This window comes from Janthinobacterium lyxosi (assembly GCF_051380665.1).
GTDB lineage: Bacteria > Pseudomonadota > Gammaproteobacteria > Burkholderiales > Burkholderiaceae_D > Janthinobacterium.
Window position 1 is genome coordinate 154,748 of record NZ_JBNYXM010000004.1, and the last position, 11,571, is coordinate 166,318.

An 11,571-nucleotide genomic window follows, 5' to 3' on the forward strand; every position below is an offset into this window, starting at 1 on the left:
CCTTCAGGCAAAGGTATCGGCAAACATGGCGCAGGCCGAGCGCAGCGACAATTGCTCCTGCTGCAGGCAGGCGGACAACTGGCGCAGCGCCGCATCGTGTCCCAGGTGCTCGTCAACCCAGTCGAGCTGGTCGAAGACGATCAGTCGTTCGCTGCCGGCCTGCGGATCGATCAGCGCACGCAAGCCGTGCGGGTCGGCGCCGCAAAAACCGATCACCAGCACGGGCGCCTCGTCGAGGTGAGAAAAGAACAGCGCCAGTTCAAAATCGGCCTGGCGCAGGAAAGGCGCGACCAGGTGCAGCCAGAAGCTGGCCACCAGGTCGCGCAGCTGCGCTTCCTGCGGCAGCGGCAGCACCAGGCTTTTCTCCAGGCGCGGCAAGCCGCTCTGGCGCACCGGCTGCAGCAGCAGGCCCAGTCCCAGCAGCAGTTCGCGCACCGTCACGGGGAACGCGGGCGAGGCCAGCATCGCCTGCAAGCCATGCAGCGTCTGCGCCTGCAAAAAAGCGGCCAGGCGCGCCGCATGGCACGGTGCGGCCGGTTCGACTTCGACCACGTTGCCGGCCAGCGCCAGCAGCGCCGGACCCGGTTCGGCGCTGCCCACGATGCCCTGCGACAGCTGCTCCACGCGCTGCCACAGCGGCGCCAGCGCCAGCGGGCTGCAGGCGACAAAGATGTCGGCATCATCGACTTCCAGCGCGCCCATGGCCATGAAGGGAAAGCGCCGCTGCGACTGGTCATTGCTCGCTTCCAGGCGCCCGGCGATGGCGCGCCGGCTGCGCGTGCCGACAAAGGCAAAGCGCAGCGGCGGCAAGGCGTCGTAATTGAGCTTCCAGCGCGGTTCCACCGTCAGGGCATTCATGACCTGCGCCAGCCAGTCGTCGAGCAGCTGCACCAGCGCGTGATTGTCGCAAGCCTTGATGAAATCGCCGCGCGCAGGGATCTTGCCGAAGTACCCCAGGCGCACCTGTTGCGGCGCGCGCATCATGGCGCCACCCCGGGCACCGCCGCGGCGGCGATGGCAGGCGCGGACGCGGGAGCGGCGGGAATGCCCGGCGTACCGACGATGGTCTCGGGCAGCTGCATGCCGCGAAAGCCCTGTTCCTGCAGCGCCGCCGTCCCGCCCGCGCCTGTCGTTTCGGCGCTGCTGGTGATTTTCAGGTCGACCGCCACGGCCACCTCGCCGCGCGCCCAGCGCAGTTCGAACACGCCGCCATCCTTGCGCTTCTTGGTGGCCGCATCGATCATGCGCTTCAAGCCGAATTGCCCCGGCTCGTTGAACAGTTCCACCGTGCGCCCGTCGAAGGTGACGGCGGTGATACGCGCGCCCTGGCCACCGGACGCGCCTTGCGGGCCGGGATGGAGCATATTCGTCCACTGCGCCGGCGTGTTGCGGTAGCGCAGCTGCTGGCCGTCGATCTCCACCGTGTATTCCAGGGTGCCCGGCGCGGGCGACGGCTGGATCTGGAACACGGTTTGCGCCGCCGTCGAGGTGGCCGCCACGCCGCCCGCGCCCAGCGGCGCGATCCAGCCGGGAAAGCGCGCCACCGCCTGCGGCGACAGGCTGATGCCCATGTCGGCCCAGGTGCGCGGCGCCAGCATGTCGCCGCGCCGCACCACCAGGGGGCCCATGGAGGTGGTGACGAATTTCGCCACCAGGCCTTCCGGGCCGAAGAACTGGCCGATCTCCAGGTTGCTCGCCTCGATGCGCGCGTTTGGGGCAAACGGATATTTGTTGGCCAGCGATTTCTGGAACGGTTCGTACACCTGCGCCGCCCAGGTCTTGTTGATCTCCAGTTCGGCCGGCGCGACGATGACGGCAAAGGTCTGCATCAATGGCCGCACGAGGATGGGACGAATCGCCTGCTTTTGCGCGTCGCTCATCCCCGTGAGCATCTGTTCGTCGACCAGTTTCAGGCTGTCGGCCAGCTCGGAACCGCTGCCCTCAAGCGTCTGCTGCATGAACTGGCGCGCGCCCGGCCCCGCGTCGCCCTGGTTCTTCAACTGGTTCAGGCGGCTGCGCAGTTTCGACAGCGCCTCCAGATACGCGCGCATCAGCGAGGCATTGTTGTCCCTGGCCGCCACCAGCTTGCCCACGCCGGCAAATTCGCGCCCCACGGGACCCATGGGTTTGTCCAGGCGGGCCGGATCGATCTGCGCATTGATGCCCGGATTGGCCGTCAGCTGCGATGGTGCGCGGCGCAGCACGGTTTCCTTGAACCAGGCAATGATGCCCCGCTCGGCCTTGCGCAATTGCACATTCTGCAGCGTCGGGTTATCCCACGAGGTTTCTGCGTAGATGGTGGTCAGCAGTTTGGCGATCGGCGACGCTTGCGGGTCGCCCAGGCGATTCATCGCCTGCACGGCGCCGTCAAAGCCTTTCAGGTCGGCGACAGCGACGCCCTGCACGAATTTTTGCCACTCGCGCGCATAGTCGGCCTTGTACATGGCCACCAGGTTTTTCTCGATCTGCTCCGGACTGCCTTCCAGTGTCAGGTCGTCGGTGGAGGCGCTTTTCAGCACCCAGTCGGCGCTTTGCAGCTCGCGGTTGGCGGCATCGCGAAACGCGCCTTCAACGAACTTTTCCCAGGCCTGGCGCGTAAAGGCGCCGGAGACGGCGTAACTGCCCGCCAGCAGCGTTTGATCCTGTTCGCCGACGATGCGCGCCACCGTCATGCCGGGAAAACGCGTCGAGGCGCGCGCGCGAATGTCGGCATACACGCGCTCGCGCGCCGGCATGCCGCGCACCACGCGGCGCAAGTTTTCGCGCGCCTGGTCGACCAGCGCCAGCTTCTGCTCGATGCGCGGCCAGGAAGGGTCGCCGATCTGCGCCAGGTAAAACGTCAGCAGCCGTTCGGCGCTGCGTATCATCTGCTCGCGCGGCATGGCACCCCGGTTGCCTTCCAGCCAGCCGCGCCAGAAGCGCGTCAGCTGGTCGTTCAGATGGCTGCTCTCGGCATGCGTCTTATCGGCCAGCATCAGATAGGTTTTCAGCGCGTTGTAGGCATCCTCCACATTCGTCGCGCTGGCAGCTTGGTACTGCACGCTGCGCGGCACGACAGGTGATGCAGCGCCTGGCGTCTGCGGCGTGCGCGCCGTGGGCTGCAGCTGGTCGGCGCTGGCGTTCATCTCGAACAGCAAGGCTTCCAGCGCGCCCGCCACGGGGGCCAGCATGACCTGGCGCGCGCCGGCAAAATATTCCTCGCGCAGCTTGCGTTCAAGTAACTCACCCTGGTACAGGCCCAGGCGCAAGGACCAGGGCCGTTGCGTGCGGTACGCTTCCAGCTGCTCGATGCGGTCCTGCAAGATCTCCAGCGCTTCCAGGCGCGACTGCAAGTCCAGCCGCCGCTCCTGCAGTTTCACCACTTTATTTAAATCGGCCTCCACATTGGCCACCAGTTGCCGGTTGCCAAGGTAAGACCAGCTCCAGCCGCCCAGGCAGGCGCCCAGCGACACCGTCGCGGCAAAGAACACGGCGTACTTGAAGCGCAGCTTGGTGCGGTTGGCATAGTTGGCCACCAGGTGCTTGTCGGCAAAAATCACCTTGCGGAACAGTTCCAGCAGGAAATAGCCTTGCTGGTGCGCACCGGATGGCGCTGCGGCCGGGGCCGGCGCGTAGGCCAGGTCGAAGCGGCGCGCCACCTGCTGCGAGGAGGCACTCACGGGCTCGCCCTCCTGCAGCGCGCTGGTCAAATAAAAGCCGCGGAACACGGGCTGGAACTGAAACGGGTTTTCCTCGAACAGGGTGGCGATGAAGGCGCGCAGGGCCGGCTTGATGGCGGCAAATTCCAGCGGGAAGGTAAATACGCCCGGCGCCATCGTCTTGCGTTGCCGGTGCGCCATGTTGGCCAGGCTCAGCTCCGTCAAGCCATCGTGCAATTCATCGAAACTCTGGTCGAAAAACGCCAGCAGGTCGGCCGTGGGCAGCTTGCGCTGGTACGGCATGGTGGCGCCCCATACGCGCTCGCGCTCGCTGCGTTCGGCATCGGCGAAAAATTCCGTGAAGCCGGCGATCAGGTCGGCCTTGGTAAACACGATGTACAGGGGCGCAAATACTTCCAGGCGTTCGATGACGTCCTGCACGCGCTTGCGCAGGCTGCGCGCCAGTTGCATGCCCACATCGGGGTCGCCTTTCAATTCGGCGATGCTGACGGCGATGAGGATGCCGTTGATGGGCGCCTTGCGCCGGTATTTTTTCAGCAGGTCGAGAAAGCCGAACCACTCGCCGCGGTGCTCGTCGACGATGGAATAGCGTCCCGCCGTGTCGAGCACGATGCCGTCCGTGGTGAAAAACCAGTCGCAGTTGCGCGTGCCGCCCACGCCTTGCACGATCTTGCCGTCGGCGAAGGGGAATTGCAGGCCCGAATGCAGGATGGCGCTGCTCTTGCCTGCAGCCGGATTGCCGATGATCATGTACCACGGCAATTCGTACAGGGCGGCGGCGCCCGATTTGAGGCCCAGCTTGGACGTCTTGATGGTCTCGATGGCGGCCAACATGCCCGTGCGCACGGCGTCGAGTTCGCCCTGCTGGGTACTGTGGGCCGTCGATGCCGAGGCCGCTTGCGCGGCGGCGATTTCAGCCTCGTTGAGGATGGCCTGGCCCAGCGCCTGTGCAGCGTGCCGCGCGCGGCGCCGACGCCACAGCCACAGGCCCAGCCAGGTGAGAAAGGCCAGCAGCAGCAAGGCCAGCGCCCAGATCAGCGCCACTTCCAGCACCTCGGCGCCCAGGCACAGGAAGACGGCCAGCGCCACGAAGCCGAGGATGGTCAGATTGCGGCTGTCGGTGAGGAAATGCCAGATTCGTCGCAGCATGATGAGCCCAGGGTGAGGTCGCAAAGCAGATGGACGCCGCCGCGTAGCAAGGCGGATGCGGTCCATGCTGACAGCATTGCGGCGCGCCTTTGTTGACATATGACAAGTACCAGGCGCCAGCGCGCGGCAGGCGCTGGTATGCCATTGACGCTGCGCAAGCAAGCTTGCCGCTGTGAAAATCAGGCCGCGACGCGGCGCTAGAATGGCTGGCGCGGCCTACTTGCCCAGCACGCGCGGTTGCGGCAATTCCGTGTGGCCAAAATCCATCATGGTCCAGCGCCCGCCCCAGCGCAGGCCCACCGACTCAGCCGTCACGCCATATAAACGGTAGCCGCGCATGGCCCAGGCATTTTTTTCAGAAATGATGAGTTTTCCTTCATGCATGAATGCGCAATCGGCGGCCAGGCCATACTGGTGATAGCTTTGAAACGCCCTGGCGTTCGTCACGTTCGGGCCGGCCGCCGCCAGTTGCTCCTGGCGCGCGGGACTGCGGTAGCCTTCCAGCAAGACCATGTCGTAACCATGCACGTCCTTCATGATCTTGAAGACCAGCAGCAGGCGCTGCGCGTAGTCGTGGTCGAGCAATTGCCAGTTGCGGCTGGCGCCGCCCAGCAGCGGGCGCAGCTGCGTCACTTCCGCCGTGGAAAACAGCAGCGGCGGCAAGGTCGGCGGCGGCACCAGCTGCTCGCCTTTCAGCAAGTCGCTGACCTGGTCATTGATGACGTGTTGCCGGTCGGCATAGCCGCGCAGGGCGATGCGATCACTGGACAGCCAGGCCAGCAGCGGCGGCACGATGACCAGCACGCTGCCTGCCAGGCTCAGCCAACGATGCCGCCACAGCAGCTGCCAGGTGCGCGCCATGCCCGAACCCGCGCGCTGCTGCACGCGCTGCCACTGCGCGCCGCTGCCGCCCTTCAGGTGCTGCGCGCGCCGCTGCATGCGCCAGCCCAGGTTGACGAGCGTGTGCAGCACGATGGCGCGGCCGCCGGGAAACAGCAGCAGCCAGCAGGCAAAACAGGCGAGCAGGAAATACATCAGGACCAGGGCGACGAACATGGGGCGCTCCGTGACAGGGATAGTCTGGGCCGGACAGCAATTTCCCGGCGGTATCGCTAGATCGTAGGCGTGCGCGGCCCGCATGAGCGCGGTTTACATCAAGGTCAGTCGAGTTTGATCCACTGCGGAGGTGATATTTTGTCTGTATTGAAAAACGGAGATGGCCAGGCGCGCGGTCCGAACCTGCTGAGCAAGGCCGGCGCGGCTGGCATGCCAATCGAAAGCAAGGGCATCCTGTCGCAGCTTGAACACGGCGTCGCCGCGCCCGTAGCCATGCCGGCCCTGCGCTGGCGCCCCGGCGGGCGGCACTGGGCCGCTGGCGCGCTATGCCTGGCAGTGCTGATCACGGCCATGCTCGCCTATGACACGACCATCGTGCCGCTGCCCCTGCCGCCGGCACCCGCCACGGCCGTGGCCACGGCGCCGCCCGCACTGGCAGTGCCTCCCGCGCCAGCAGTGCCCCCGCAGGCCGCGCAAGCGGCCACCATCGTCAATACAGCAGGGCCGCCCTTGCCCGCGGCCACAGCCACGACGGCAAGCGCGGGCGTGCCGCGCAAGACGCCGCCGCCCGCGCGCCAGGCCGCTGCGCGCCCGCAGGAGTCGAGGCCCGCTACCGCGCCCGGCGATAGCGACGTCGCCTTGCTGACGGCGATGGTGGCCCATGCGCACCGGCAGGAAGGCACAGCAAAGCCCGTGCGCGACGTGGTGCTGCGCCAGCAGGAACAGGAAACGGCGGAGCTCTTGCGGCGCTGCAAGCAGTTGGGCATGATCGAAGGCATGCTATGCCGTTCGCGCATCTGTTCGGGCCGCTGGGACAGCGATCCCGCCTGCCATTGAGGCCGACGCATCGGATGGAACGTCAGGCGCGTTCGGACACTTCGATCAGGTTGCGGTCCGGGTCACGCAGGTAGACGGAACGGATGGACCGGTGGCGCCCGTGCGGACCACCGGTCCTTCCTCGATGGCAATCCCCAGCGCCGCCAGGTGGTCTATCATGTGTTTCTCGGGTGAGTGGCCGCCTCCATGCGGCCTTGCAAAAAGCCTTCCATCAGCGCCAGCAAGGCCTGCGGCTGCTCCTGGTGCGGTGTATGGCCGCACTGCTCGACAATGGCAGGCACCGCATTGAGCGCCTGCGCCACGATGGTATCGACCTGGGCCGCGCTGCCGTACTGGTCCTCGCTGCCCTGCAGCACCAGCGCCGGGCATTCGACGGAAGGCAGCAGGTATTCGATGTTCCAGAACTGGAATCCATAGCTGAGCCAGGTATCCGACCAGGCCTTGAAGATGGTTTCCGTCTTGTCACCATGGTATTTCGCCAGCGCGCGCAGCTTGCCCGCGCTAAACGCCGCGTCCGCCACACGGATGCCATCGAGCGTGATGCCCTCAACAAACACGTGCGCCGCTTCGGTGATGATGCCGCGTAAGCGCGGCGGCTGCTGCGCCGCATAAATGAGGGCGATGCTGCCGCCATCCGAGTGGCCGATGAGAAAATGGTCCTGCCCCGGCAGCAGTGCGGCTAGCACTTGCGGCAACTCGCACAGCGCGTAGTCGTGCAAATAATGGAGTTGGCGGCGCGCCGCCAGCGGAGACGACTGCCCATAGCCGTGGCGGTCATACAGCAAGCCGCGGCACCCCGTCGCCTGGCATAGCTGCACGGGAAAATCTTTCCACATCGCACAGCAGCCGAGCCCCTCGTGCAGGAATACCAGGCAGGGCTTGGCGGGGTCGCCTTCGATCAGTTCGTAATAGATATCGGTTTCGGCACTCAGGTTCAGTATCGGCATGGGCTAGGCTCGCAACGGGTTGCGCATCGACAGGTCGGCTGGGCCTATTGTGCCATTGTCCTGCGCGGCATGCGTAGCGCCCCATAAAAATAGCCTGCGGGAAAAGAGCTTGCCACTTGCCTGCAAGGTGTTTGCGCCAGCACAAATGAGCGCTGTTTTTCCGCTGGCCCTGCGCGCTTTTTTCCCGTGCATTTGCCTAGAATGGCTTACTCCAACAGCATGGAGCAGGCGGCTACCTTATCAGCCAGGACGTGACACTGGACGTCACGGCAAAAGATAGGGCGTCTTGCCGCACGACGTCAGGCGCGGTGTCCAAACTATCGATCAGGAGTACATCATGGAAATGAAAGTAGAACATCGTACCGGCAGCAACCTGGCACTGGAAGAAACCGATGCGCCGATGGAGCAGGAAGGCAAAAGCGCAAAAGGCGCTGCAGCACAAGACTTGAACCTGAGCGCCGCCGCCTTCACCACCTATTACACGTGGACCGCCAATGGCGTGCATCCTTCGGTCAACTTCGCCAATGCCAACGTGAAAGCCAATTCGCGCGTATTGCTCAACATCAGCGAGTATGGCGCGACTCCCCAGGACCGTTTTATCGGTTCAGCCCGCATGGCCGTGTACAACATCGCACCGTACAACGGCGGCTTCCGTGCCTGGGTGGATATCTCGTGGGGCAGCCCGCTCAAGGTGCGTTTCGACGTATTTGTGGATCCCTGATCCGGGAAACACTGCGCGTGTCCCAGCCACCAGCGGGCCGGCATCACGCATGTCGCTAAGGCACTGAAGGGATGGCCAAGCGCGGATGGGAAACCGTGCGCGCATAACAAAAGGGCCACGTGTTGCCACGTGGCCCTTTGCTGCTGCTTGTTCTGGCTCCCCGACCTGGACTCGAACCAGGGACCTGCGGATTAACAGTCCGTCGCTCTACCAACTGAGCTATCAGGGAAAGGAGGCCGAATTATATACGTCAAAATTTCTCATGTCCAGTTGTTGCTGCATGGCCAGCAAAAACAAGCTGCCTGCCACTGCTTGCCTCGTTGGCACGCGAGCGCATAAGTACTGCGGCGCGCCTTCGCCATGTGCACAGGCGCTAAATGGCCGCTGCCCTAACATGGCGCGCATCGGCCGGACGGGGCGCTGACGCCAACCGGAGCAAGCCTGCGGGCTGCAGCCGCGTCCGTCTGCGCGGCGCCACGCAAGATAGTAGAATAGCCAGGCTTTCCCGATACGGAAGGCACACAACGGCATGCCGGCAGCGGGGCGTCAACCACGCCGCCGCGCGGACATGCGCTTGCAAGGTTCACCTTGCCCTTGGTTTACTGCTCTCGCCCGACATGACAGAATCAAGCGCACCCCTGGTGGACAAGCCCGGCAGCGGCGACAGCTCGGCAGAAATTGCCGAGCATATGGCGGCAGCCATCGTGGCGCGCCAATTACCTCCCGGCACACGGCTGCGCGAAGAAGCGCTGTGCCGGCTGTATGGCGTCAGCCGCACCAAGTTCCGCGCCGCCCTGCTGATCCTGTCCAAAGACAAGCTGATCCGCATGGTGCCCGACAAGGGCGCCTTCGTCAGCCAGCCGACCGAAGCGGAAGCGCGCGACATCTTCGCCGCGCGGCGCATCATCGAGGCGGCCTTGGCGCGCGAATTCGTCGCGCGGGCCAGGCCCGCCGACTACAGGATGCTGGAGCGGCACCTGAAAGCGGAGCGCCTGGCGCTGGCACAAGCGACGCCGCTGCGCTCGCAACTGCTGGGCGACTTCCACGTCTTGCTGGCCGACATCGCCGGCAACGCCGTCCTGCGCGACATCGTGCGCGAACTGGTGGGCCGCAGCTCGCTGATCACCATGCTGTACCAGTCCGGCCACGCCGCCGCCTGCTCGTGCGACGAACACGGCCGCTTTCTCGAGGCCGCGCGCAGCGGCGACGCCGACCTGGCGGCGCGCCTGATGGTCGAGCACCTGGCGCACGTGGAAGCGGCTTTGCGCTTCGACGGCAGCGCCGGCGACGCCAAGAAAGACCTGGTGGCCGCGCTGCTGATGTAAGCGACACCATCAAAAAAGGCCGCCCCTGCTGATTGCCCGGGCGGCCTTGTCATTGCGACGGCAACTGCTTGCCGGCAAACCCGCTATTCGCCCAGATAGATAAACTTGAACAGGAAGATGGCGGCGATGATGTAGGCCACCACCGACACTTGCTTGCCCTTGCCCGTCAACAGTTTCAATACCGCATAAGTGATGAAGCCGAACGCCACGCCGCTGGCCACCGAATACGTGAATGGCATCATCAGCGCCGTGATGGCGGCCGGAATGCTTTCCGTGCTGTCGTCCCAGTCGATATAGGTCAGTTCGCGCAGCATCAAACACGCCACGTACAGCAGCGCGGGCGCCGTCGCGTACGGCGGCACCGTATGCGCCAGCGGAGCGAAAAACAGGCTGCCCAGGAACAGCAGCGCGACGGCCACCGCCGTCAAGCCCGTGCGGCCACCGGCTTGCACGCCGGCCGCGCTTTCCACGAAGGCCGTGGTGCTGGACGTGCCCAGGCAGGCGCCGGCGGCAATCGCCGTGCTGTCAGCCAGCAAGGCCTTGTTCATGCGTTCCATCTTGCCGTCTTTCAACAAGCCGGCACGGTTGGCCACGCCCATCAGGGTGCCAGTCGCATCGAACAGTTCCACCAGGAAAAATACCAGCACCACGTTGACGATGCCGATCGACAGCGCACCCATGATGTCGAGCTTGAACAAGGTCGGTTCGATGGCGGGCGGCACCGAAACGATGCCGTTGAACTGGTTGCCGCCAAAGAAGAAGCTGGCGACGGTGATGGTCAGAATGCCGATCAGGATGGCGCCCGGCACCTTCAGGCGGTCGAGCGCGACGATGATGAAGAAACCGAGAATGGCCAGGATGGGCGCCGCCTGGTGCAAGTCACCCAGCGCGATGATGGTGGCCGGATTCGACACCACCACGCCGGCGCTTTTCAGGGAAATGATCGCCAGGAACAGGCCGATACCGACAGTAATCGCCGTTCGCAGCGCGGGCGGGATGCTGTTGATGATCATCTCGCGCACCTTGAACAGGCTGACCAGGATGAACAGGCAGCCGGAAATGAAGACGGCGCCCAGCGCCACTTCCCAGCTCATGCCCATGCCCTTGACCACCGTGTACGAGAAATACGCGTTCAAGCCCATGCCCGGCGCCAGCGCGATCGGATAATTCGCGTACAGGCCCATGATCAAGGTGCCGATGGCGGCCGCCAGGCAGGTGGCAACAAAAACGGAGTCTTTCGGCATGCCCGCGTCGCCAAGGATGGAGGGGTTGACGAAGATGATGTAGGCCATCGTCAGGAACGTGGTCAGGCCGGCCAGCAGCTCCGTGCGCACATTGGTTCCGTTGTCCTTCAGTTTGAAATAGCGTTCCAGGAACTGCATGATTAACCCCTTGTTTTGGTAAAACCGCGCGCCTGGTCTTGGACTATGCGCATCTTTTTTTCTTGCAGCAACTATTTACTTGCTTACTTGGTCGGCGCGCCGGCTGGCTTGAAGGCCCACCAGCGGCTGCCCGCGAAATTCCAGACCAGCCCGATGCCGGTGGCCAGCACCTGCGCCAGCCAGTAATACCAGCCCAGCTGGTGTACCAGCAGCCACATCAGGCCCGTATTGATGCACCAGCCTATGCCCAGCAAGGTGAAATACTTGCTGGCCGCCTCGCCATGCCCCTTGTCGCTTTTAAACGTGAAAAAGTAATTGAGGAGGTAGTTGACGACGGAACCGAGGATGTAGCCGATGCCGGAGGCGGCGGCGGCACTGATGCCGGCCCATTCCACGCCGCCCCACAGCACGCTGTATTGCACGGCCGTGCCGGAAGCGCCGACGGCGGCGAAACGTAAAAATTGGTGATGCAGGGAATGGGACATTGTCAATTTT

9 protein-coding genes, 1 tRNA gene and 1 pseudogene are annotated in these 11,571 nt (G+C 64.5%); 3 read left to right on the forward strand and 8 right to left on the reverse strand.

Translation table 11 applies throughout. The annotated features are described in order from the left end of the window. Window positions 1-3: 3 nt before the first annotated feature. The 3 genes from tagF to ACQ4WP_RS05465 all read right to left on the reverse strand — a co-directional run bounded on the left by tagF (window position 4) and on the right by ACQ4WP_RS05465 (window position 5,864). Window positions 4-984, reverse strand: coding sequence for a type VI secretion system-associated protein TagF (gene tagF, locus ACQ4WP_RS05455; RefSeq protein ID WP_436519032.1), 981 nt, complete (start codon window positions 982-984; stop codon window positions 4-6). Beyond that, on the reverse strand, window positions 981-4,808 hold the full coding sequence (tssM, locus tag ACQ4WP_RS05460) for a type VI secretion system membrane subunit TssM (RefSeq protein WP_436519033.1): 3,828 nt from the start codon (window positions 4,806-4,808) through the stop codon (window positions 981-983). The genes tagF and tssM overlap by 4 nt, the downstream gene beginning before the upstream one ends. Before the next feature lie 216 nt (window positions 4,809-5,024). Then, on the reverse strand, window positions 5,025-5,864 hold the full coding sequence (locus ACQ4WP_RS05465) for a M15 family metallopeptidase (RefSeq protein WP_436519034.1): 840 nt from the start codon (window positions 5,862-5,864) through the stop codon (window positions 5,025-5,027). A 138-nt stretch (window positions 5,865-6,002) separates the two neighbouring features. On the opposite strand from ACQ4WP_RS05465, the gene ACQ4WP_RS05470 reads away from it, so the two are divergent. Continuing rightward, window positions 6,003-6,701, forward strand: coding sequence for a hypothetical protein (locus ACQ4WP_RS05470; RefSeq protein ID WP_436519035.1), 699 nt, complete (start codon window positions 6,003-6,005; stop codon window positions 6,699-6,701). Window positions 6,702-6,723: 22 nt separating this feature from the next. Here ACQ4WP_RS05470 and ACQ4WP_RS05475 read toward each other — a convergent pair. Together ACQ4WP_RS05475 and ACQ4WP_RS05480 are read right to left on the reverse strand one after the other, a co-directional pair. After that, window positions 6,724-6,827: pseudogene (locus ACQ4WP_RS05475) on the reverse strand (VOC family protein); the annotation flags it as partial. 29 nt (window positions 6,828-6,856) lie between these two features. Next, window positions 6,857-7,648 (reverse strand): alpha/beta fold hydrolase, encoded by a 792-nt coding sequence (locus tag ACQ4WP_RS05480; RefSeq protein ID WP_436519036.1) that lies wholly within the window; start codon window positions 7,646-7,648, stop codon window positions 6,857-6,859. Between the two features lie 337 nt (window positions 7,649-7,985). Here ACQ4WP_RS05480 and ACQ4WP_RS05485 point away from each other — a divergent pair, with 337 nt between their 5' ends. Beyond that, window positions 7,986-8,369: a hypothetical protein gene (locus tag ACQ4WP_RS05485; RefSeq protein ID WP_436519037.1), complete on the forward strand. Its 384-nt coding sequence runs from the start codon at window positions 7,986-7,988 to the stop codon at window positions 8,367-8,369. Between the two features lie 153 nt (window positions 8,370-8,522). Here ACQ4WP_RS05485 and ACQ4WP_RS05490 read toward each other — a convergent pair. After that, window positions 8,523-8,598 (reverse strand) — tRNA-Asn (locus ACQ4WP_RS05490). 388 nt (window positions 8,599-8,986) lie between these two features. On the opposite strand from ACQ4WP_RS05490, the gene ACQ4WP_RS05495 reads away from it, so the two are divergent. After that, entirely contained in the window at window positions 8,987-9,694 is a 708-nt protein-coding gene (locus ACQ4WP_RS05495) for a GntR family transcriptional regulator (RefSeq protein WP_436519038.1), read from the forward strand. Window positions 9,695-9,777: 83 nt separating this feature from the next. Here the strand turns inward: ACQ4WP_RS05495 and ACQ4WP_RS05500 are convergent, their stop codons facing one another. Continuing rightward, on the reverse strand, window positions 9,778-11,076 hold the full coding sequence (locus tag ACQ4WP_RS05500; RefSeq protein WP_436519039.1) for an NCS2 family permease: 1,299 nt from the start codon (window positions 11,074-11,076) through the stop codon (window positions 9,778-9,780). Between the two features lie 83 nt (window positions 11,077-11,159). After that, window positions 11,160-11,561, reverse strand: coding sequence for a GtrA family protein (locus ACQ4WP_RS05505; protein ID WP_035820654.1), 402 nt, complete (start codon window positions 11,559-11,561; stop codon window positions 11,160-11,162). Between the last annotated feature and the right edge of the window lie 10 nt (window positions 11,562-11,571).